This window comes from Myxococcus hansupus (assembly GCF_000280925.3).
Lineage (GTDB): Bacteria > Myxococcota > Myxococcia > Myxococcales > Myxococcaceae > Myxococcus > Myxococcus hansupus.
The window spans coordinates 1,891,310-1,913,459 of the sequence record NZ_CP012109.1; the positions used below are offsets into that span (position 1 = coordinate 1,891,310).

A 22,150-nucleotide genomic window follows, 5' to 3' on the forward strand; every position below is an offset into this window, starting at 1 on the left:
CGTTCCCACCCCGAAGCCCACGCTGGCTTCACGCCTCCTTTGCTGGCGCGGTGCGGGACGCCCTGGTACAGCATGCGGAGCGTTACCTCGCCGCGTCGTTGGCGGGGAGCGCCGCCGAAACCGGTGCTCATCTGGCTCCGGTTTCGCTGCTGGGCATGCCCTGGAACACGCACGTGCGGCCGTGGCTACGTGTGTTGGCTCTTGGGGATGGTGGCAGCCGGATGGACACCGTGAATCAACACCTCGTGCATCGCGCCCCGTGTCTTCTCGTTGTGCTCGCGCTCGTCTCAGGAGGCTCCGCGCGCGCCATGCCCGCGGACGCGCCACTGGCGGAGGAGGAGTGCGTCGATGCCCCTCCCACGGAGCCCCGCCGGCTGCTTCCGGAGCTCGTGCATCCGCCGCGTCGCGCCCTCTGGCGCGCGCATGATGGTGGCGGCCGGAACTACCTGATTCCCATCGTGGAGATGGCGGCCCTCCACGGCATCTTCTGGGGCACCGCGAAGATTCTCGGCAAGCCCTACGCGGACATCACGCTCGAGACGATGCGCCGCAACCTCTACGTCAACGGCTGGGTCTGGGACGAGGACGCGTTCGCGACCAACGCGTTCGGACATCCGTATCAGGGCTCGCTGGCCTACACCGCGGCGCGCACGAGCGGCTTCGGCTTCTGGGGTTCCGTCCCGTTCACGGTGGCGTCGAGCGTGTTGTGGGAGCTGTTCATGGAGAACGAGTCTCCGTCCCGCAATGACCTCATCACGACGTCCATTGGTGGCGTGGTGCTGGGCGAGGTGCTGCATCGCACCGCCTTGGCCATCCTCGATGAGGGCGAGCCCACGATGGCGCGGTCGGTGATCTCGCTCCTGGTCGAGCCCGTGGGCGGCATCAATCGCTTCCTCTTTGGGCGCCGCAAGAACGACTTCTCCCCGGTGCCGGGCAACTTCTTCCAGTTGATGGCCGGCGCGACGAGCAACGTCGACAACTACAACGACATCGACGGCACGCGCTTCGATGTGCCCAACAAGCTGGAAGGGCACATCGGCGTCGAGCTCGTCTACGGAGCGCCGCAGCTCAACGCGGGCGATTATGACCAGCCCTTCGACTACTTCACGCTCTCCGCGCGACTGGGCATCTCGAACGACGTGCTGGCGTTGGGCTTCTTCAGCCGAGGGCTCCTCTACGGCGACCGATTCAAGCTGGGGCCCGTCAAGGGGCTCTGGGGCTTGATGGCGGGTTACGACTTCGCCAATCCGAACACGCTGCGCGTCTCCGCGGTCAGCCTCGGCCTCGGTGGCGTGGCGCAGGTCCCGCTGACCACGCAGCTCACGCTGGACCTCGCGACGAACATCGCCGGCGTGCCTTTCGGACACGGCGGGGGCCTGACCTCGCCGGAGTCCGCCCGTGACTACCACTATGGTCCGGGGGCTCAGACGGTCTTCGAGTTGGGGCTCGTGCGGCGGGGCGTGGGGCGCATTGGCATGTCCGTGCGCAACTACCTCATCTCGGGTGCCTTCCTTGGAGAGGGCGTGGAGGTCATCACCTACGCCACCGCGCGGGCGGAGCTCCTCCTCGTCGGGGTCCATGGTGTTGCGCTGGAAGCCTTCGTGGCCAACCGCGCGAGCGAGTTTGGCGGCGAAACCGACACGATTCGCCAGCGGGCGACGCAAATCCGTCTGTTGTGGACGGTCTCGAAGAATGTGGGCTTCGGAACGCGCTGAGTCCACCCGAGGGAGAACGGGGCAGCCGTCCATGCGAGGAGCCCGCGGGACGTGCGGCGGCCATCCTCGGTGCGCGGGCCCCGGAGGTCGCCGGGCTTGAGGTCGCGATGCCTGCTCGCTCAGCCCCGGAGCCCCTCGGAGAAGGGGCGGCTGAACGCGGCGACTGACGCCGCACATGCCTCCTTCCAGGAGGCGACCTGCTTCGCGGTGAACGTCCGTGTCTGCACCTGAATCGCCCCTCGGCTTCGCAGCGCCAACTCCAGCGCGAGCGCATGGCGGCGGCGCATGGGGGCGCTGGCAATGGCTTCGAGCAGGACCCGAGGCGTGAAGGGCTGCCCCGCGAGGAAGCGCTGCTGTGTGCCCATCCGCTGCCGCGCCTCCTTCCACCACGCCGATATGGCCTCGACGTGGGGCTTCGGAAGGGCGCCTTCGGGCCTGGACGACAGGTCCGCGTCGAGGTCTTCGTCCTCCAGCGGCGGCAGTGGGTCTGCTTCGTCCTCGGGCGGAGCCGCGAACCGCTCCGAGATGCTCAGCCCGGTGATGGCGCTGAATGCCTCACCCGCCAGTGCTGCCACGGGCGTTTTCCGCATCAGCTCCAGACAGGCGTCCGCGGCCGTCACGCGGCCACAAAATCCGAGTGCCCACAACACGTCGGGTTGCAGCTTTTCGTCAGGGAGCAGTTCCAGCAGTCGCTTTGTGTCGTGCGCATCGCCGCTCATCCCAAGCAGCAACAGGGGCAATCGGCCCCCAGGCGTACCGGCCAGGGCCCGACAGGCGCTCCAGGCGCCGTAAGCGCCGCTCATCAGTCCCGCGAGGATGGCCGCGTCGCGCAATGCCGGTTCGCTCGAGTCCAGTGCTCGTTGCAACCGAGCGGGCTCCAACGGCAATCGGGACTGGCTGGCGGCACGAAGGGCGGCGGCGGCGACTCGGGGCTCCGGGTGCGAGAGGAACGGCGTGCACACCGCGCTCGTGGCCAACCCATGCGCACCCACGCTGTCCAGCGCCAGGGCGAACAGCTCGGGAGCGCCATCCTCCTGCGTCAGAAGTGCCGTCAGGCCCGCGGGAAGGACCGCGGTGGGGGACAGCTCGAACGCACGTTGGAGGGCGGCCAGGGCGGGAGGCTCGGCTTGGGGCAGGGCGTCCAGCACCGCCGCGGTTCCGGAAGGCCTCTCGGCGTCGAGCAGGGCCAGGGCGGCCACGACGACGCGTTCGGGCTCCTCGTCCACCAGGGCGGGTACGAGCAGCCGCTTCGCCACCGGCTGACCACCCAGCACCAGCGCATCCACGTGCGCGATGGCCATCTCCTCCAGCTCTACCACCTCGTCGAGCGTGTAATCCGGCGCATCGAGCGATTGGTTCCATCGGCTCCAGCGGAAGCCCCCTTCCGCGAGGTGCTCATCGAGGACGTCCCAGCGTGGAATTCTTTCCGGGTGACCGGCCATGGCGGACGCGTCGAACTCCCTTTCAGAGTTCCTTTTCACAGACGAGGCAGTGGGGTTTCCCTTCGCTTCCGGCCATGGCGACGACGGGCCCTTGGAGGACAGGGAATGGTGGCGTGTTCTTGTCGTTGTGGAGCATCAGGTCCATGGCGCGCGCCACGTTCTTTCCCTCGAACTTCACGTCGAAAGAGAAGTTGACGAACTCGGCCTTGCCCTTGGTCTTGCTGGAGGCCACGCCACCGCCAGCGGTTCCCGCCTCATCGCCAGTGCTCGTTTTGAAGTGGGAATCTTTCACACATACCGGATTGCCCGCCACGGACACCTTCTTGGTGCCTTTGTCGGTGTCCGAGGCCTGGGCGATGTTGGGGTAGGGAATGGGGACTGGCCCTGCGGGGCTGGGCGTCTTGCACACGTCTGGGAATGCCACGGAGACGCCGCCGCTGTCCTTGGTCACCACCGACATCTTGTTCACACCGGTATTGACAGGCATCGCTACCTCCTCCTGGACCCATCTTAGCCCAAATGGCCTCCAGGGCTGTTTCCATGCGCAGGAATTGAAGGGGCCAGCGCATATCCCTTATCATCGGGGGCATGGCCACTTCCAAACACTTGGCATTCCTGGGGAAAGGCATTCCCCACCACACGGCGGGCGCGGCGACGGGTGGCAAGTGCATTGCGAAGCATGTGCCAAGCTATGAGCCGACGCAGAGTTCCTGCACGCATCGCTGGCAGGCCTTTGAGAAGGCGCTGGAGAACAAGGCCACGTACGCGCTGACTGAAGCGCAGCTCAAGGCGCTGGGGAGTGGGAAGTGGTCCTTGCTCTTTCGGGGAGGCGGCAAGGTCGTCAGCAAGTTGGTGGGGGCAGGGGAGAAGGTGGCTCTTTCTCCAGAGAACAAGGGCATGCATCTTCGCGAACTTGCGAAGCCTGGAGAGGGGGACTGGGACATCGGCCATGGCCGCAACTTCAAGTGGGACTGCAACGTCCCCTATTACCACGAGGCTCACCACGTCATCCCGGATGCCACGCTGCGCACCGCGCTGACGAAGGTGTTCGATGGGCCGGTATCCGTGTGGGTGGCGAGCAAGATGCTTGATGCGCCCTATTGCGTTCACCACAAGGACAACATGCTCATCCTTCCCTTGGACGCGCGTGTAGGAGATGTCCTTCAACTCCCCATCCATCGTGAGACGAAGCAGTGCAGTCACACGACGTACGACGAGTTCATCTTGAACAAGCTGGTGACCCTCATGCAAAAAGTGCAGGAGGAGATCCTGGAGGAGCACGACAAGGACGATGACGCGCCGAAGACTCGGGATCTGGCGAGGTCCATCGAAAGGGAGGCCGATGCGCTCTATTCCCAGGTCGTCGCGGCTCGGCGCGAGCACAAGGTTGTCTCCCTTGAGGAGTACGGGCAGAAGATGCTGTCGACTCCGCCGAAGGGCACTTGAGCCCGTTGCGCGAAGAGGTTGAGTGAACATGCGATTCTTTCAGCTTGGAACCCTCGGAGACCTGCGCGACCGGGACCTCGTGAGGCTCGATGGCCCTCCCGAAGGCATGAAGATGCGGAGCTACACCCTGGCCCGCGGCAAGCCCGCTACGCCCCACTTCCCCAAGCCGGCCCGGGTCGTCCTGGCGGAGGAATATCCGGGCATCAAATTGTCGACCTTGCTGGGCAACGCTCACAACCACCTCGTCGTCCGTTCCGACTTGAAGGCGGTCATCGAGGAGAACTGTCAGGACATCCCGGTCGAATACCTGCCATTCGACTTGTATGACCACCGCAAGCGGCTTTACAGCCGGGACTACTTCTTCATCAATCCGCTGGGTTCCCGGGACTGCCTGGACCCGCAGGCGAGCAAGGTGGAGATAGGGCCGGAGGGCAGCGTCATCCACGTGGGCTCCTTCGTGCTGGATCGGAAGAAGGTGGATGCGCTCCCCGCGCTCTTCCGCGTCCTGGAGGCCCCCTCGACCTACGTCGTATCGCAGGCGCTGGCGACCGCGTTGGAGGCGAAGGCCTTCACCAACGTCCAGCTCGACCTTCTCGATTTCTCCACCAGCGCTTGACGCCTGGGAGGCCGTTCGAATGTCCCTGGTGGTGACTGGACTGGGAATGGTGTCGAGTCTGGGCTGGGACGCCGTGTCCTCCTGTGCGGCCATCCGGGCAGGAGTCACCCGCCCGCAGGCTCAACAGGATGTCTACGTGACAGACCAGGACTTGCTGGAGCCCGTGCCGGTGATGGGGCATCCCGTGTCCGGGCTGACCGATGGTTTTGGTCCCCTTGGGAGGTGGCTCCAGTTGGCTCGGGCCTGCGTGGATGACCTGGTGGCGACGACCCGCTTGCCACCGCCGTCCGACACCCAATTCTGGGCCCGAACAGGGCTGGTCTGCGTCCTGCCAAACCTGGATACGGCGCGGTATCTGGAGGTGCGTGACCTGGGGACCTCGAGGATGACGGCTTCATGGCTGGAGCGGCTGGTCCGCTCGCTGGGCCTGCTGTCGCGGCCCTCCAAGGTGCAGTTCGTCCACGCGGGCCATGCGGGCACGGCATTCGCTCTTCAGTTGGGGCAGCAGTGGCTGGAGGCCCGGCAGGTGGATCGAGTGCTGGTTCTCGCGGTGGACTCGTACCTTGACGAGACGAGCTTGGAATGGCTGCTGGCCTACCGGCGCGTCAAGACTCCGGACCGCCCCGTGGGATTGATGCCAGGGGAGGCGGGGGCATGTCTGCTGGTGGAGCCTCTTGCGTCCGCCCGGTATCGTGGCGCCCCGGTCCTTGCCGCCCTGGGTGCGGTGGCCACCGGGCGTGAGATGGGCGCGTTCATGACGGGGCAGCCGCAGCTCGGAGAGTCGCTGTCGCGGGTGGTCATGGAGTCGCTCCCCGATTCACGTTCCTGGGTAAATGAGGGGGGCGACCTCATTTGTGACCTCAACGGCGAGCAGTGGCGTGCGCGGGCGTGGGGGCATGCACAGGTGCGCTTGAGCCCTCAGTTGGGGGAGCGGTTCCGGCTGGTGTTGCCTTGTGTTTCGCTGGGAGACGTTGGCGCGGCCAGCGGGGCTGTGGGTGTTTGCATCGCCGTCCGGGCCTTTTCTCGGCGCTATGCCACGGGAAACCAGTCACTGGTGGTGTCGAGCGCGGAGCACGGGGAGGTGGGCGCCATCCAGGTTCTGTCGACCGTGGAGCGTCGGCCATGAGCAACAAGTTCCTGCCCATCTTTGTCAGCAACGCCCGCTACGCGAACCAGAAGTTGCTGCCCCGGCTACTCCAGGGGAATGGGAGTCCGGCGGATGTGCTCGAGTTTTGCTCCAACCAGCGACGAATGGGCATTGGGGCGCTTTTGCTGGTGGGCGATGTGGAGACGTTCCAGTCGCACCTGTCTCGGAGCGGCAAGGCGTTCCTCGCGCTCGCATTCACCGCTGAGGGCACCTCATCCATCGCGCTCAGCCGCATGGTTCCCTTCTTCGACGCCCTGACCGCGCGTGACATGCATGTGGCCCGGGACGTCGCAACGCGGGCTCCTCGGTCAATGCAGAGTGGCCTCGAATACGAGGAAGATTTCCTCTACTTTCGTTTCCTCATGGACCACTGCATCCTCGGTCGGTCTGATGTCGATGCGCGGGCATGTCTGGAGCGCTTCGAGTCCGTCCTCGAAGGCTCCGAAGAGCCTCGACTGGAGGTGTGTCAGGCCTTGCTGGCACGTGACGGGCCTCGCTTGGAAGACGCGGTTCAGCGTCTGGCGTCCACCCGGCTCCAGCGATACGTCCGGCTGCGTGAGCAAGGGCGCTTGCTTCAGGAGGAGTGGGCCATGGATGCGAAGCTCTGCGTGGAGGGCCTGGCGCTGCTGTTCCTCGCGGAGGAACTGGGCATGGGGATGCCGAGAGGGGAGTCCTCCGGCTTGCCTTCCGTGGCCCGGCTCCAAGCGTCTCTTTCGGAACCCGCAGATGCGTGGAGGTGGGAGGACTGAGCGGATGCCCGGGCCCTTTCGCCATCCCCCAGTGGCGGGGCTGTGAAGTTGCAAATCAAAATCAAATACGTATGCTTCGAGCATGTCGCGGATCCAGTCGGTCGAGGCGCTGGAGGGGGTGGTGGGCTCACGTCCCCTGGGTTCGATGCTGAAGTCGTTGGACGCGTTGGATTCGCATTGCGTCCAGTTGCTGGGATGCGCGTCGTTCGCGGTGCTCGGCTACATCGACGTGGATGGGCAAGCGCGTGCGACGGCCGCGGGCGGCGTCCTGGGCTTCGCGAGCGTCGTGGATGCGACGCACCTCCTGCTGGAGCTGCCCGAGCCCGTTCCGCTCAACCCCACGGTGGGGTGCGGTCTGTTGTTCTTCATCCCCGGCCTGGGAGAGACGCTGCGGGTGAACGGGCGGGCGACCCTTCAGGGCCGCACCCTGACCTTCACGGTGGAGGAGGCCTTCGTGCACTGTGCGAAGGCACTCATCCGCTCCGGTTTGTGGAAGCCGCCTGCGGAACTCGCCCCGGCGGCGGGCGCGACGGGCTCGTGGGCGGGAGACCCCGAGGTGCGAGCTTGGCTCACGCGCACGCCCTTCGTGCTGCTGATGTCGTGGGACGCGCAGGGCAACGCGGATGTCAGTCCCAAGGGCGACCCGGCGGGATTCCTTCGCTTGGACGGGACGCGGGTGGCGGTTCCGGACCGGCCGGGAAACCGCCGCACGGACACGTTCCACAACGTCCTCGAACAACCGCGTGCGGCCCTGCTCGCCCTGATTCCAGGGGAGGCGCGCGTGCTGGAGGTCTCCGGAACCGCCTCCCTGTCCTCTGAACCCGCCTTGCTGACGTCAATGACGGTGGAAGGGAAGGTGCCCAAGCTGGCGCTGCTCCTGGAGGCCCGTTCGGCGCGCATCCTCGCCAGTCCGGCCATCCTGGACGCGGGGCTGTGGGACATGTCGAGGCACGTGCCCAAGGAGCGGCTGCCGAAGATGTCGGACGTGTTCATCGACCATGTCCGGAGAAGCCCTCAGCGGGGCGCCGCCGCGGCGGCCCTGCGGGTGCTCGCGTCCAAGCGAATGATGAGCTGGGCCATCGACGTCGATTACAAGAAGAACCTCTACTGAGCGCGGGACGGAGAGGACCCCTCGCGCGGCAACCGGGCGCCGGGGGACAGCCCCATCCGTCCCAAGGCGCCTGGATGTCCGGTGCAGGGAGGCGCATGTCGCGCGCCGCTCCGGGCGGCCCTTGCGGTGTGCGTGGGGTGAGCTGACGCACGCCCCGCAGTGCGCGGCGGAGCCCCCAGCTCCGTGGCAAGAGGATGGACCTCTCCATCCGCGGGAGCATGTCTCGGAACGGTGGCGTGGATGAATCGGCCCACGCGCCATCGCCCACATGCTCCCACGTGTGCTCATCCCCGCTTCCAGCGACGCAATGCCCGTGTTTTTGGCTCATACGGTCCGAGAATGTTTGAAGCATGTGTCGGGGACGCTCCCCCTGGGAGGCACCGTCTCTTTTGCTGGAATCACGCGACACACAAGTTCGACGAGACTTCCGAGGTGCCCCCGTTGACCTGATGCTGGAAACGGGCGAGGTGTCGTCCCATGAATCACCCCGAGACCGGCATCCCGGCACCGGATGCCCCCGCGGAGAGCGCCAGCCCGGTGGCGCTCGTCACGTCCTCCCCCGTGGCGCCCGTCGAGACGCGGAGGTGGGCGCCACGCCTCGTGGACCTGGCCGTCGGCGCTGGCATCAGCGTGCTCTTCCTGGGCGCCTGGCTGCTCATCAACGGCTACGAGTTCGGGACGCTGGACCATGCCATCCATCTGCCCTACGTCCTGCGGGCACAGGCCCCGGACTTCCTTCCGGGAGATCCGCTGGTCGAGGCCGGCAGCCACCACCCCTCGCTGCTGTGGACGTGGCTCGCGTGGGGGACGCAGTGGCTGCCCATCGAACCGCTGTACTTCGCGCTGCACCTCGCATCGGCGCTGGGGCTCTTCTGGGGCACGGTGTGCCTGGCACGGGCGCTCTACCCGGGGCGGTTGGGTCGGTGGGCGGCCGCGCTCGCCCCGGCGGTCATGGTGGCGCCGAAGCTGACGCTCACGTGGATTCCCACCTTCGACAACCACCTGCTCAACCGGACGCTCGCGCTGGGGCCGGAGCTCCTGGCGCTCGCGCTGGCCGCATCGGGCCGCTTCCGCGCGGCCTTCCTGCTGACCGGTGCGGTGTTCATCCTCCACCCGACGACGGCCAGCCATACCGCGTTGCTCGTCTGGTTCGCCGCGCTCATGGACCGCCGCCACCACCGGGCGCTGTTCACCGGGCCGCTGTTCTTCCTGCTCGGCGCATCGCCGCTGCTCGCACAGATGCTCTTTCGGGGCAGTCATGGCGGGGTACCGTTTCCCGCGCCGGAAGACTGGATGCATCTCAACCGGTTGCAGCTCTTCTTCCACCACTTTCCCTCGACGTGGACGTTCGAGGACAACTGGGAGCGGCTGGCCCCGCTCGTCTTCGTCCTGGGCGCGTGGCAGGCCCGGGTGCTGCCGCGAGCGGCCGCGGGCTTCATCCTGGGCGCGCTCGTGGCGTGTATCGCGGGCTGGGTGGGCCTGGAGTGGCTGCACCATCCCGCCGCGCTACAACTGCACCTGCAGCAAGCCTCCCGGCTGATGAACTTCGTGGCCGCCGTCTGCGGCGCGGCGTGGGTGGCGAAGACCTGGGTCTGGTCGCTGCGCCGTCCGCCGTTCGCGGCGCTGGCGCTGGTCGCCTACGTGCTGGACTACAATCCCGCCATCCTCATCCTGGGCCTTCTCGCGCTGGTGCTCGGGCGTGGTCCAGAGCGGGACGTGGCCAGTCCTCCCCGCTGGGCTCCCGCCGCGGCGGTGTTCGGCATCGTGGCCAGCATGTGGGTCACGGCGCAGTTGCTCGACTGGCATGTTCCCGCGGTGCAGGTTCGCTTCGACGAGTTGCCGGGCAGTCGCGTCATGGCCTGGTCCCGAGAGAATCTGCCGGAGGACGCCGTGGTGGTCACGCCTCCGTACTTCACACATGCCATGGCGGCCTACCGCTACGGTGCCCGGCGTCAGGTGCTGGCCAACTACAAGGATGGCTCCGAGGTCAGCTTCAGCATGTCGTTCCTGCGCCAGTGGCGAGAGCGCATGGAGGCCCTCTGCGACTGCAAGCCGTTCGACACGGCACCGGACGCGTCGTCGCTCCAGGCATGGCTCAGCAGTCAGGATGCGGTTCTCGCGGGCTACCGGAACGCGGATGCCGCCCGCTTCCTCGAGCTGGCCCGTCGCTTTGGCGCCACCCATGCGGTGGTGGAGCGTTCGGAGCAGGAGGAGGAGCATCGGATGCCGCTCCCTCCGGGCGCCACGCCCCCCGCGGTGGCACAGCCAGACCTGCCGTTGCTGTATCAGGACGATGAGTTCTCGGTGTATCGGATTGACGCCGTGCCCTGAGCCGCCCAGGACGATGAACAGGGCGTCACGTCATCAACGCCTGGTATCGTCCTGTTCGGACCGCGTGCTGGAGCGAAGAAATGAACTACCAACAGATGTTCCAATCCGTGAAGCGCCAACTGAGCTCCGCGGGGGCTCGGATTGTCTGGGAAGACTGCGACGCGCCCCTGGCGGAGCGTGAGCGGCGGCGCTTCATGGAGAACGAGGCCCTCCGTCTCCCGGATGCGTGGCTCGAGTTCTTCAACGAACTCAGCGGCCTTGCCTTCATCTGGCGACTCATCGACCCGGCCGGCCAATCCCAGCTCAATGGCTTCTTCACGTTCCAGGACTTCCGCAGGTTCATGGAGAACGACACCACGGACCTGCTGTGGTGTGACTGGTACGAGGAAGACGACATCGCGGAGATGAAGACGCACCACATCCTCGAGCGGTTCGAGGGGCATGACGCCTACGTCACGGTCAAGTTCAAGGAAGACGGGAGCTACGACCTGTTCTTCGTCGATGGGGACCTCATCAATCATGGCGGCTCGAAGAAGTTGCCGCGGATTCCCCTGACGCTGAGGCAGTACGTCGAAGTCGTCACCGGATACTGGGGCGTGTACTCAGTCCGCTATCATCTTCACAAGCAAGACTTCTATGTGAACCCGGAGAAGTACATTCCGGAGCTCGGCGAGTTGAAGGCCCTTTTTCCTGGGTTCGAACCGCCCACGTTCAACCCGTTCGAGACTCAAAATCCTGGAACCTAGCGGTCGGTGTCGCACGAGCCCGAGGCGCACTTGCCGGTGCCCGCCCGGGAGCGGTACGGAACGGCATGGCGAGTCAGAAATCCGCTCCGACCCGAGCCTCCTCCGCGAAGGCGAAGAAGACCTCCTCACGCACGCCTGCTTCCACGGCGAAGAAGCAGGGCGCGGCGCTGCCTGTGTCGCTCGAAAGCGCGTGGCAGGACCTGGAGGCGCGGCTGGTGGGCGCCTGGGGGCCCGACGCCGCGGGGCAGTACGCATCGGAGCTCGAGCCCATGCACATGTCCTTCGAGCATGCGCCCGATCTGACGCCGCTGCTGCCGGAGGCGTACCTGCGATTCGTCGAGGCGGTGGGGTACCGCTGGGTGTCGACGGGGAAGAAGGGACTGGCGTTTCTTCCCCCACGCTGGCGCCTCCAGGCCTCACAAGGCATGGGCGAGCCAGGCCGCCAATGGACGACGGTCCGCGAGGAGCGTGAAGCGGGCGTGCACACCTACCGCTTCGTGATGTTCGCGTCGGAGGACCTCAACGACACCAATGGATACTGCTTCGGCAAGAGCGCGAGCGACGACGCCCTGGTCGTCTGGTCCGTGGAGGACAGCTTGCCCACGCTCGAATTGGGGACCTTCGCGTCGTGGCTCACCAAGAAGCTGGCGGCGCTGAACAAGGTCGCTCCCCCGAAGCCGGGAAGCAAGCGCGCCGCTTCTCCGGGGGATCCGCTGAACTTGATGATGGAGTCACTCGGTGAGGCCGCCGCGAAGTTTCGCGACCAGGGGGCCTCGGCCATCCTGGGCACCTTTCCCCGGGACACGAAGGACATCTTCCTGCTGGGCCGGACGCTCGGCGTGGTTCCAGAGATGATGGGCGAGTTCTCCGAGCTGGAGCACCTGACGCTGAAGCACGCGCGGCTGACGCAGGTGTCGGGTGCGCTGGTTCGGCTGACGAAGCTGAAGCGGCTCGACCTCTCCTGGAACCCGGGGCTGGAGACGCTCCCCCCAGAGCTCGGGCACATGGACGCCTTGGAGTCGCTCCTCTTGGACAACACGGGCGTCCACACCCTTCCCGAGACATGGGGGCGGCTTGTTCGCTTGAAGTATCTGGGCCTGAAGGCCACGCCCATGACGACGCTGCCGTCATGGCTGTACGGGCTGCGCGGCCTCAAGCACCTGGATCTCCACCAGACTTCCATCCCGAAGGAGGAGGTCGAGGCCTTGAGGGCGGCGCTCCCCGACTGCAACGTGGGTTTCCGTCCCTGAAGTCACGCAGGCGTGCGCCAGCCTCTCGGTTCGCGGGGCGGCTCCCTGTCCGCCATCTCCAGGAGGGCAGCGCCTTCGAGCAATGACACGGCTCATGACTGGCGATTATTCCTCCCCGCCATTCATGGCGGGAAGGGGCAGGGGACATGGCGGGTCGGAGACGCACGCGGGGGGCCGGGGGCTGGGGATGGCTGTGGGGCGCGCTGATGCTGTCCTGGACGGTGGCGGCGCAGCAGCCTCCGCCTCCCTTCAATGAAGCCTTCGGGCCGGCGCTGAACCTGAGCGAGACGCCCACCTTCAATTTCGAGTTCCAGGTGGCGGTCTCTGGGAGCAACGTCTACGTCGTCTGGAGTGACACGCCCTCCGCGGACCTCACCCACGTCTACCTGCGTCGGAGTTCCGACCAGGGAAAGACGTTCGACCCGCCCCAACTCCTGAGCAGCGGTGTCCGCCCCGCCTACCTGCCCGCCGTGGCCGCTGCGGGCAAGAAGGTCTACGTCGCCTGGCGAGAGCAGGGCATCCAGTTTCGCGCGAGCCACGACCACGGCAGGACGTTCGCGCCGCCCCAATTGCTGGCTGCGGACGGAATCTCCCCGCGGGTCGCCGCGGAGAACAGCGACGTGTATGTGACGTGGGCCGTTCCGCTGGGGATACGGGCCGTCCACCAACACCTCCGAGCGAGCCACGACAGGGGGCTGAGTTTCGGCCCCGCACTGTCCATGGATGATGGTCATGGCATTGGCGTGACGGAGATGACCGCGTTGAACAACCGCGTCTACCTGGTGGGAGACGATGTGGGCGTGGACGACCGGCCCGACGTCTACGTCCGGACCCGTTCCCTGGAAGAGGCCGCATTCACGCCTCGGTTCAATCTCAGCGCCGACGAAGGGCCGGGCCAGCCCTCCGTGCTCGCCCGCATCGCGGTGAAGGACCAGCGGGTCCACGTCGTCTGGGAAGAATGTGACGACCTCTTTCCGAGCACCTGCTCCATCCTCTACCGTCGCAGCACGGACCGGGGTTCCTCCTTCGGGCCCGTCCAACGCCTGAGTGCGGGCAAGGGGCTCGCGCTCGCCCCCGACCTGGAAGTATCGGGCGCGCATGTCTTCGTGGCCTGGCAGGACAATGCCGCTGGCAACTTCGACATCGTCCTGCGCGTCAGCGATGACCACGGGGGCGCGTTCTCCAAGCCGCGAAACCTGAGCAACACGCCAGGGTACTCCGGAGCCGTCAGCCTCTCCGCGGCGGATTCGATTGTGCGCGTCGTCTGGGAGGACGCCGCGGGCGGCTCGCTCGATGTCTTCTACCGGGCCAGCGGGGACCTGGGCTCCACCTTCAGTCCCGTCAAGAACCTGAGCAGCAGCCCCACTCGCTCCGCCGCGCCAAGAGTGCTCGCGTCCCGTGGTGGCTCGCATGGGTACGTGGGCTGGTTGGAGGAGCTGTCCTTCGAGAACACCGACGTCTTCTTCAGACGTGTCGAAGTGAAGTAGGCACCGCGCGGTCTTCCGCGTTCAACGAGCGTCGTCACGGAACGCGCGCGCGTCGCCATGGAACGCGGCCGGCTGGGCCCGCGAGGACGCTCTCTCCGTGGGGGTGAGTGGTACGCCAGGTGCAATGGCTTCGAGCCGTGCTGACCATTCGCGACACCCAGTTCCAGTCACTGTCACTGGACCTCCAGCTCCGAAATCCACGCCCCTACCTCGACCATCTGCGACAGCGTCATCCGGAGTGGGTGGCGGAGCACGACGACGCCGAGGCGCTCGAGTTGGTCCGTGGCGCCGTGCGGAGCGCCCACGGCTACGCGCTCTCGTCCACGCGCGACGTCTGCCGGTTCCTCGACCTGGTCGTCATCTTTGGCGCTGACTGGAGTGGGGAGGCGCATGCCTGGCTCCACGAGGCGCTCGTCGGGTCCACATCAGAAACCGCTCCTCGCCGGTTGGGGCGGCTGCTTCAGCAGGCGATGCACCGGCTCGAAGCGGCGGCTGCGTGACGGAGGCGCCATGAATCTCGACAGCGCCATCCCCGTCTCCCCCGCGTTGAAGGCGCTCGCGAAGTCCGCGGAGGACGACGGGCGCGGGGACGAGCCCGCTGTCACGCCGTGCCCCTTCGCTCCGAAGGAGAAGGCGCCGCTGCGCTTCCTGCTCTGGCACCTCCACCAGCTCGGGGGCGGCTTTCATCGTCCCGTCGTGCGTCCGGACGTCGCCATCGAGGCCTATGCCACGCTCGTGCACCGGTTGAAGCTCGACATCTGCATCCTCCCGGGGCTGACGCGAACGGTGGGGGCGCGCGCGACCGTCGTGAAGACCGACCTCGCGGGGCGTGTGCAGCTCGTCATGGAGGACGCGGTGGAGGACACCGGGGCGCGAGAGGTGCTGCGCATCCTCCAGCAGTTGAAGGACTTGGACCCCAGCGGGGGCTGGCAGGCGCGGTTCCTGACGTCCGACGTGGATGGGAAGTACGTCTACCTCTCCGACAGCACCACGTGCGTCTTGTTCCGCGGTGCGGAAGGCCTCACCCTCTCCAAGCTCGACGTCGTCGACTCCCGCCGGGTTCCTTCACTGGGACTGACCGGGAAGCTCCTGTGCGCGACGTTCCAGTCGAAAGCACACGCCGCGGAGCCTGTTCATGTCATGGCCCCGCTCGGCGCCATCCATGAGGGTGACCTCACGGAGGAGGGCGGGACGGCGCCTCCAACCCCTGCTCCCAAGGCGACCCGCTCCGCGCCTGAGTCATCGCTGGTGGCCCTCTCCGCGCCAACGGACCTGTTGTCGGACCGGGCTGCCTTCAACCAGTTCCGTTCGGAGATGGAGGCCCTCTACCAGCTTCCTCCCCAGGAGGGGTCGGTGCTGCGGGACGACCCTTGGAAGTCGATTCCAGAGGCGCAGGCAGGGCTGCTGGCGAACTTCTCCGCCGTGGCGCTCGACAACGTGCTCCTGCAGAACGAGCACATGCACTGGGACGCGATGGAGCTTCCCAAGCACCCTGAGAATCTGAAGGAAGTGGCGGGGGCGCTCGCGGACACGCTGCTGCCCTGCTTCGCCGCGGTGGACGCGCCTCCTCGCGTCGAGGAGCTCCGGGTCGTGGACCTCGTGCGTGCCGCGCTCTCCGCGCAGCGGTTGAGCGTGCTCGACGCCGAGGGCGAAGCGCGCGGTGACAACCCGCTTCCTTCCGAGGACTCGCTGCTCGTGGGCCCGCGAGAGCGTTTCCAATCCGAGACGGAGCGACCGCCGCGCGAGGCAACGCCCGTCAACGAACTGGCGGAGTGCCGCTATTTCAGCGCCGCGCTCTCCACGCACTGGCCTGTCGTCGCGCAACTGCGCTGGCCCTGACCCTCCTTGAGGCTTCGAGAACCATGGCTCCGTACAAGGCAAACAAGCAGAAGTGGTACACGGAGAAATTCAATTTTCCCTGGCTCGAAGACGGCGGAGACGAGAAGGCCAGCCTCGTGAAGGAAGAGGTGGGGGAGGTGGAAGGGAAGACAGTCCACCTCACTGTCTTCAAAACCACCTGGGCCTACCGCTTCCAGCATCATCATGGCGTGGAGACCATCTTCGACCGCATCTTCGGCAGCGGTACCGGCGGCGTCCACGTCACGTTGGAGCTGGGGGATGACGGCGAGGCGAGCGAGGAGGGCATCCACTGCTACGTCGGCGGTCCGAACCAGGGACGCACCGAAGCGGAAATCTTGGCGTTGCAGGTGTTGCTGGACGCGGAGGTGACGCTGTTGAAGGCAGCCATCCAGACCGCCCTGACCGAATACGACGAGTTCCAATGGGAGCGCTGTGACAAACCGGACGACGCCTTCGGTTTCCTGGCCTGCGACACCCGCCAGGATGGCTTCGAGTTGCTCGCGCGCATCGTGTCCGCGCGCCACGGCATGAAGGTGGTGTACCCGTCCCAGTCGGACCTGGCCCTGCTCTGGTCAACGCCTTCGTTGCACCCCCTGCAAGCGCTGCAGAATTGCCACCAGCGTCTGATTCGCGACGCCGTGCGAGGTCTGACGGCGGATGCGGCCTCGGCGAAGGAGGCCGAGGAGATGGGGAAGTACTTCTACTTCTCCCCGGGCATCCCGAAGGCCATGGGGTTGGCGAAGGATGCGCCTCCGGACACGCCCGCGGTGCTCGAGCAACTCGAGAGCACCTTGGCGAAGCTGGAGCGCGAACTGCCCACGCTCCCCAAGGATGTCAGCCCCCCTCACCTGGTGAAGGTCAACGACGCGCTCTGGCTCTTGCGCAAGGCCTTCGACTTGAGCGTGTCACCAGCGGATACAGCCAGTCCCACGGACCTCAAGATTCGGGCAAAGCGGTATCCGCCACTCGCGGACGTGGAGCGGCAACTCAAGGGTTTCACGAAGCAAATGGATGCGGCGGCCAAGGAGGACAAGCCCCAGGAGACACTGGAGGCGGTTCGAGCCCGGCTCTCACGCGCGCAGAAGAACCTCGTCCGCGCACATGCGGGCATGTGCAGCATCCAGAACTTCCACACCATCGAACCGTTCTACCTCTTCCGCCTCCTGGTGAAGTTCCAGGTGCAGTCGGAGAAGCCCATCGCGGCCGCGGACCGCACGAAGATCAGCAGCTCCCTGACAGGGGGCCTGCACAACAGCCCGCATATGTCCTGGCTCTTCACGTGGCTCCGAGACCGGCTGGTGGTCCTGAACGCCGCGCTGGGCAAGGCTTGTTCGAAGAAGGGGCCTGTGTCGGAGAAGTGGCCCGAGGGAGAGCCCGCGGCGGTCTTCTATCTCAAGGGGGGGCGGGCGGCGAAGTACCTCCAGGGGCGCGCCACGGAAGGGGAGAATGACTGGGACACGAACATCGTCATCAATCCCAACCTCAAAGCAGGCGACTGGTACCGGACGTTCCTCGAAGTGCACAACGCGGTGCTCACCTTCCTGGAGGAGTCCAAGCGGCTGTTCGCTGTCCGCGTCCATCAAAGAGATGCCTACGAAGGGATGACCAAGGCCCTGGCGGCGCTGGACAAGGCGGAGAAGGACCAGCGTGCCAAGGCCCACGAGACGGCCGAGGCAACGGTTGAAAGCCACGAAGGGCGGATAACACCGCTGGGCCTCGGTGACGACGTCCTGATTTCCGATGAAGACCAGCGCCTCTATGAAGAGGCCATGAATCAGCTCAAGGCGCTGGCCCTTTCGGACCGCATGCGCAACGAAGAGACGGGCTCCCTGCTGGAGGAACTGGAGAAGGAGAACTGCAAGGCGGAGCTCATCGACATTGGAATTCCCCGCCGGGACACCGTGGAGGCCTTCGAGCAGTGGTTCAACGTCTGCTCGCGCGTCATCGTCCGGGAGCAAATCCCCATCCCCGGGCATCTCTATTATCTGGCGGAGTTCGTGACGATGATTCGCGAGGCCTTCATGGATGCGAGCATCTCCATCCGGAAGATCCCCATCCGGGTGGAGCGGCTGGTGGAGATCCTCATCATGTTGTCCGCGGACCTCGACGAACTGGTGGCCGAGGAGAAGGCGCACGTCCCGCTGATGTTGGCCTCCTCGGTCTCCGAGGTCGGGAAACTCCCCCTGCACTTGCGCCGCCTGCTCACGGTCCTCCTCAAGCAGCTCGCGGATGCCTATGAGTTGGCGGAGGACCCCGACCTGGCCAGGTGCTTCGACACGACGTTCAAGACCGCGCTCCCCCTTCGTGCGGCCAAGGCGACGTATCCCGACGCCTTGAAGAAATCGATCGCCGCGCATGCGCCGTACACCGGTGATGCGAAGAACAAGGAGGTGGCGGACGCGATTGGTTTCGTCCAGTGGATGGCGGAGACCTATGGCGCGCACCTCAAGAATGCGCGAGCCCAGTTCATCGAGAAGCAGCGCAACTGGTTCGTCCACTTCATCAAGGCCATCTACACGGGCTCCATCTTCGCGCTGGGCGAAAACCTCCAGGTGCAGTTCGGCGTGACGGGCGCGTTCGCGGCGCAGTTGCATGCGAAGTACGGGCGGTTCGACCGGATGGCGGAGCTGGAGCCCGTGAAGCGGGTGGACATCAAGCTCTACTGCACGCCAGGGCCAAAGCCGGGCGCCAAGGTCGATGCGGGCACCGTGCTGGAGCTCATCGAGCCCATCATTGCCACGTACCTCGAGAACACCATGACGAAGGCTCCCCATTACCATCTCATCCGAGGGGCGCCGGGAACGCTCTACTTCCAATGGCCGGAGGCGGTGAAGTTCGCGGATGGGGTGGAGTACAAGCCCATCGTGATGAAGCTCTCCGTGGAAGCCTGCGAAGAGAGCTGGCCCCAGTTGGCCTTCATCGATGGGCTGCCGGTCCTCGGACTGAGGGACCTCATCTGGGAATACAAGCGCCGTGCGGGGCACGTGGAGGAGACGTTTACCCAGCGCTCCCTGAAGACGGCCATCGACGCGCTGATGGACATCCTGACGCGCTTCGAAACGCCCAGCTCGGAAGAGGCGTGGAGCCCCGCGCAGAAAGCCCCGGTGGTCGAGCAGCAAGCCTCCCCCCAGGAGGAGGGCGTCTTGGCCCCTGTCGTCGAGGACGTTCCGTGGACGCGCGTGAAGGTGCCAGGGTTGGACTTCGTTCCGCAGAAGAAGTCCAACTGGTGCTGGGCGGCCACCAGCCTGATGATGCGGAAGTTCTACCTGAAGGACAAAAGCACGCTCGAGGACCTCGTGCGGGAGGTCTATTCCGGGCTGGAGGACGAGCAGAGCTCGCTACGCCTCGACCGGCTCAAGCCCAAGGGGAAGGTCGAGGGACGCATCCTTTCGTGGGAGGACATCAAGGCGCAGCTCGACGCGAAGAAGCCCTTCATCGTTGCCAAGGCCGGGCACTACTGGGTCTGTCATGGCTACGAGGAGCGCCTCGCGGAGAAGCATCTCCTCTACTGGGACCCCCTGCCCACGGACACCGGCAGGCAGGCTCACATGAACTACGCCCAGTACCAGGCGCACATGTTGGCCGGTGGCGCCACGGCCCATGATTTCGAGGTAGCGCCCTTGAAGGTGCTCATCCCCTGCGAAATCGACCCGAAGAGCTACAAGCAGGACAGCCAGAAGTTGTACCTGCGTCCGGTGGTCAACCGGCTCCATGTGGCGAACTCGGAGTTTCGCGTCCGCCACGCCAAGAACTCGAAGGGCGAACTGGGCGCTATCATCAAAACCGTCTCGTTCATGGGCCTGCCCGCTGAGTTCGAATGGGACATGACCGTGGACCCGGCACACTGGGGCGATAACGTGAAGCGGATGTCCGTCATGCTGGAGGTCGAGGCGACACTCAACCAGCTCCAGCGCCCTGAACTCCCGGGGAAGACGCAGATTGCCGTCGGCATCGAGAAGCCGGTGTAGCAAGGCGCCTCGTCTGTCACTCAGTGCGGAAGTGGCTTCGAGCCGGCCGGCCGGATGTTCTGGTTCACGCGGAAGACATTGTCGGGGTCGTAGCGCTCCTTCACCTCGGCCAGCCGTGCGTAATTGTCCCGGTAGGTCGCCTGCACGCGTTCCTGGCCTTCATCCATCATGAAGTTCACGTAGGCGCCGCCCGCGGAATACGCGTGCAAGGCGGCCCAGTAGTCCTTCGTCCACGCCGTGATGGCCGGGGCCTTGTCCGGTGATGGGTCCACGCCGACGATGACCTCGGCCCACCGCGCGTCCCGGAAGCTGAAGGCCGTGTCGCCCGGCGCCACCCGGTGTGCCGCCCCGTTGATGGGGTAGAGGTGCATGGTGGAGTGCATCGTGGGCAGCCGGTGGGCGAACGCCACGTGCCGGGAAATGGCTTCGTTTCCGAGCTCTCGCACGAAGTCCGCGCGCCAGTACCATTGGAGGCCCGGCGGGTAGAGCGCGTCGAACATGCTCTGCAAGGCGGGGAAGGGCATGGCCTGCACGCCGTCGAGCGCGGGGGCCATGGCTCGCACGGGCTCGAACATGGAATCCGCGAGCTCAGGCGCCCCCGTGTAGCACCAGACCACCGCGCACATCTTCTTCAGATGGAGGTGTTCGGGGAAGGGCGGCCCGGGCGGGACGACCATGAAGGCGAAGAATCCGGTGAGGGTTTCCGGGGCGGAGAGGATGAACTCGCGGTACCACCGCATCACCTCCTCCGCGCGTTCGAGGGGCCAGAGGGTGGGGCCTCCCAGGACATTGCTCACCGGATGGGCGCGGAAGAGGAATGACGTGACGACGCCGAAGTTGCCGCCGCCGCCGCGCACCGCCCAGAACAGGTCCGGATGCTGTTCGGGGCTCGCGGTGATGAAGCGCCCGTCCGCCAGGACCATGTCCACGGCGAGCAGGCTGTCGACGGTGAGACCGTAGCGGCGTGTCAGGTGCCCCAGGCCACCTCCCAAGGTGAGCCCACCCACGCCCGTGGTGGAGATGATTCCCGAGGGGACGGCGAGCCCGAAGGCATGCGTGGCGTGGTCCACGTCGCCCCAGACGCTGCCGCCATCGACGCGGACCGTGAGGGATTCCGGGTCGACGCGGACGCCGCGCATGCGCGACAGGTCGGCGACGAGCCCTCCTTCACAGGTTCCCAGCCCTCCGCCGTTGTGCCCGCCTCCCCGGATGGCGAGCGTGAGTCCCCGCTCGCGAGCGAACGCCACCGCGGCGATGACGTCCGCCACATCCGCGCAGCGGGCGATGAGCGCCGGGTGCTTGTGAATCATGGCGTTGTAGACGCGGGCGCTTTCCTCGTAGTCGGCATCTCCGGGGCGCACGAGTCCTCCACGCAAGCGTGCACGGAACTGTTCGACGCTGTCCGGGGGCAGCCCGGGCGGGAGTCCTCCCCCCGCCTGGGAAGGCTCACGTTGGGATTCCAGGGGCATGGCGTTCTCCTTCTCGGGACCGCGCGTTCTGCGAAGGGCCCCTACAGCCAAGCTAGGGATGGGCGCGGGTGCGACGCACCGGATGCGGCAGGTGGGCGAGAAGAGGCGTTCATGCACGCGTTGGCGGAGGGGCGTGGACGGTGCGCTCGCCGGGCCCGTTGCCGTCCCGGGTGAGGAGGGCCGCGCGCACCTGGGGCGCTTCGTGCTGTGGACCGTGTCACCGGTTCGAGGGCGCGTGACGTCCTGGCCGGGAGCGGACCTCCAGGGGCGGCGTCACGCTTTCATCACGCCTGTCTCACTAGGCTGCCTCGAGCCATCCAGGGAAGCGCCTCCAACAGGGAGCGCGTTTCGAGCTCGATGAGGAGTCGTGTGTGTCATGAGAGCCGGGCTTCTGCTGCTGTGTCTTGGGGTGTGCGTGGCGGCGTGTACGCCACAGGTCGAGCCCTCGGTTGTCGTGGCCCCCGAGGCCGTACCGGAAGGTCGAGTCGTGACGGAGTGGCGGCCCAAGAGCATTCCGTGGGACGGAGTCCCGCGCGCCGTGGGCGAATCCTGTGTCGAAGGTGGGCACACCTCCTGTGAAAGCGGGCGATGCGTGCACGCTCCGGGCGCGGAGTTGGGCCAGGGCTACTTTTGTACGCGTGCCTGTATCGAGACAGCGGAATGCCCGGCCGGCTGGCCCTGCGTGATGTTGGATGCCCATACACGTGAGGGATTGTGCCAGCCCGTGCTGGCCTCCGGCGCGTCGCGGGACGGACGCAAGGGCTGAGGTTCGAAGCGACTCCAGTGGGAAGCAATCCGAAGTCCGAACGTGGG

The 22,150-nt window shown here is 66.2% G+C and carries 16 protein-coding genes; 13 read left to right on the forward strand and 3 right to left on the reverse strand.

Annotation, left to right across the window (positions count from 1 at the left end; translation table 11 throughout):
- The first annotated feature begins 308 nt into the window (after window positions 1-308).
- The gene (locus A176_RS07830) at window positions 309-1,715 is read left to right on the forward strand and encodes a DUF3943 domain-containing protein (RefSeq protein ID WP_226994234.1); all 1,407 of its coding nucleotides are present in this window, start codon (window positions 309-311) and stop codon (window positions 1,713-1,715) included.
- Between the two features lie 119 nt (window positions 1,716-1,834).
- Here A176_RS07830 and A176_RS07835 read toward each other — a convergent pair whose 3' ends face one another.
- Window positions 1,835-3,157, reverse strand: coding sequence for a TIGR02270 family protein (locus A176_RS07835; protein WP_002634584.1), 1,323 nt, complete (start codon window positions 3,155-3,157; stop codon window positions 1,835-1,837).
- 22 nt (window positions 3,158-3,179) lie between these two features.
- Window positions 3,180-3,644, reverse strand: a complete 465-nt coding sequence (locus tag A176_RS07840) for a DUF4150 domain-containing protein (protein WP_002634583.1) — start codon at window positions 3,642-3,644, stop codon at window positions 3,180-3,182.
- 101 nt (window positions 3,645-3,745) lie between these two features.
- On the opposite strand from A176_RS07840, the gene A176_RS07845 reads away from it, so the two are divergent.
- The 12 genes from A176_RS07845 to A176_RS07900 all read left to right on the forward strand — a co-directional run bounded on the left by A176_RS07845 (window position 3,746) and on the right by A176_RS07900 (window position 19,868).
- Window positions 3,746-4,603, forward strand: a complete 858-nt coding sequence (locus tag A176_RS07845) for an AHH domain-containing protein (protein WP_044889519.1) — start codon at window positions 3,746-3,748, stop codon at window positions 4,601-4,603.
- Window positions 4,604-4,631: 28 nt separating this feature from the next.
- Complete coding sequence (locus A176_RS07850; protein WP_044889518.1) at window positions 4,632-5,219, forward strand: imm11 family protein; 588 nt, start codon at window positions 4,632-4,634, stop codon at window positions 5,217-5,219.
- 19 nt (window positions 5,220-5,238) lie between these two features.
- A complete protein-coding gene (locus A176_RS07855) occupies window positions 5,239-6,345 on the forward strand; it encodes a hypothetical protein (RefSeq protein WP_002634580.1) in 1,107 nt (368 codons plus the stop codon).
- Window positions 6,342-7,115 (forward strand): Imm49 family immunity protein, encoded by a 774-nt coding sequence (locus A176_RS07860; RefSeq protein ID WP_002634579.1) that lies wholly within the window; start codon window positions 6,342-6,344, stop codon window positions 7,113-7,115. The genes A176_RS07855 and A176_RS07860 overlap by 4 nt, the downstream gene beginning before the upstream one ends.
- 82 nt (window positions 7,116-7,197) lie before the next feature.
- Window positions 7,198-8,226 carry a pyridoxamine 5'-phosphate oxidase family protein gene (locus tag A176_RS07865; protein ID WP_044889517.1) on the forward strand — a complete coding sequence of 343 codons (1,029 nt, stop codon included), beginning with the start codon at window positions 7,198-7,200 and terminating at the stop codon, window positions 8,224-8,226.
- 477 nt (window positions 8,227-8,703) lie between these two features.
- The gene (locus tag A176_RS39045) at window positions 8,704-10,557 is read left to right on the forward strand and encodes a DUF6798 domain-containing protein (protein WP_002634577.1); all 1,854 of its coding nucleotides are present in this window, start codon (window positions 8,704-8,706) and stop codon (window positions 10,555-10,557) included.
- 80 nt (window positions 10,558-10,637) lie between these two features.
- Window positions 10,638-11,303 (forward strand): hypothetical protein, encoded by a 666-nt coding sequence (locus A176_RS07875; protein ID WP_002634576.1) that lies wholly within the window; start codon window positions 10,638-10,640, stop codon window positions 11,301-11,303.
- A 65-nt stretch (window positions 11,304-11,368) separates the two neighbouring features.
- Window positions 11,369-12,553 carry a leucine-rich repeat domain-containing protein gene (locus A176_RS39735; RefSeq protein ID WP_002634575.1) on the forward strand — a complete coding sequence of 395 codons (1,185 nt, stop codon included), beginning with the start codon at window positions 11,369-11,371 and terminating at the stop codon, window positions 12,551-12,553.
- Between the two features lie 146 nt (window positions 12,554-12,699).
- A complete protein-coding gene (locus tag A176_RS07885) occupies window positions 12,700-14,040 on the forward strand; it encodes a hypothetical protein (RefSeq protein WP_044889516.1) in 1,341 nt (446 codons plus the stop codon).
- A gap of 137 nt (window positions 14,041-14,177) precedes the next feature.
- Window positions 14,178-14,540 (forward strand): hypothetical protein, encoded by a 363-nt coding sequence (locus tag A176_RS07890; RefSeq protein WP_044889515.1) that lies wholly within the window; start codon window positions 14,178-14,180, stop codon window positions 14,538-14,540.
- Between the two features lie 10 nt (window positions 14,541-14,550).
- Entirely contained in the window at window positions 14,551-15,879 is a 1,329-nt protein-coding gene (locus A176_RS07895; protein ID WP_002634570.1) for a hypothetical protein, read from the forward strand.
- A 23-nt stretch (window positions 15,880-15,902) separates the two neighbouring features.
- On the forward strand, window positions 15,903-19,868 hold the full coding sequence (locus A176_RS07900) for a cysteine peptidase family C39 domain-containing protein (RefSeq protein WP_002634568.1): 3,966 nt from the start codon (window positions 15,903-15,905) through the stop codon (window positions 19,866-19,868).
- Between the two features lie 20 nt (window positions 19,869-19,888).
- On the opposite strand, the gene A176_RS07905 is transcribed toward A176_RS07900, so the two are convergent.
- The gene (locus A176_RS07905) at window positions 19,889-21,229 is read right to left on the reverse strand and encodes an FAD-binding oxidoreductase (protein WP_226994235.1); all 1,341 of its coding nucleotides are present in this window, start codon (window positions 21,227-21,229) and stop codon (window positions 19,889-19,891) included.
- Between the last annotated feature and the right edge of the window lie 921 nt (window positions 21,230-22,150).

Bases quoted from the DNA above. Each gene is read 5' to 3' on its own strand.
- A176_RS07830 (WP_226994234.1), top strand. From the start codon at position 309: ATGCCCGCGGACGCGCCACTGGCGGAGGAGGAGTGCGTCGATGCCCCT.
- A176_RS07835 (WP_002634584.1), bottom strand. From the start codon at position 3,157: ATGGCCGGTCACCCGGAAAGAATTCCACGCTGGGACGTCCTCGATGAG.
- A176_RS07840 (WP_002634583.1), bottom strand. From the start codon at position 3,644: ATGCCTGTCAATACCGGTGTGAACAAGATGTCGGTGGTGACCAAGGAC.
- A176_RS07845 (WP_044889519.1), top strand. From the start codon at position 3,746: ATGGCCACTTCCAAACACTTGGCATTCCTGGGGAAAGGCATTCCCCAC.
- A176_RS07850 (WP_044889518.1), top strand. From the start codon at position 4,632: ATGCGATTCTTTCAGCTTGGAACCCTCGGAGACCTGCGCGACCGGGAC.
- A176_RS07855 (WP_002634580.1), top strand. From the start codon at position 5,239: ATGTCCCTGGTGGTGACTGGACTGGGAATGGTGTCGAGTCTGGGCTGG.
- A176_RS07860 (WP_002634579.1), top strand. From the start codon at position 6,342: ATGAGCAACAAGTTCCTGCCCATCTTTGTCAGCAACGCCCGCTACGCG.
- A176_RS07865 (WP_044889517.1), top strand. From the start codon at position 7,198: ATGTCGCGGATCCAGTCGGTCGAGGCGCTGGAGGGGGTGGTGGGCTCA.
- A176_RS39045 (WP_002634577.1), top strand. From the start codon at position 8,704: ATGAATCACCCCGAGACCGGCATCCCGGCACCGGATGCCCCCGCGGAG.
- A176_RS07875 (WP_002634576.1), top strand. From the start codon at position 10,638: ATGAACTACCAACAGATGTTCCAATCCGTGAAGCGCCAACTGAGCTCC.
- A176_RS39735 (WP_002634575.1), top strand. From the start codon at position 11,369: ATGGCGAGTCAGAAATCCGCTCCGACCCGAGCCTCCTCCGCGAAGGCG.
- A176_RS07885 (WP_044889516.1), top strand. From the start codon at position 12,700: ATGGCGGGTCGGAGACGCACGCGGGGGGCCGGGGGCTGGGGATGGCTG.
- A176_RS07895 (WP_002634570.1), top strand. From the start codon at position 14,551: ATGAATCTCGACAGCGCCATCCCCGTCTCCCCCGCGTTGAAGGCGCTC.
- A176_RS07900 (WP_002634568.1), top strand. From the start codon at position 15,903: ATGGCTCCGTACAAGGCAAACAAGCAGAAGTGGTACACGGAGAAATTC.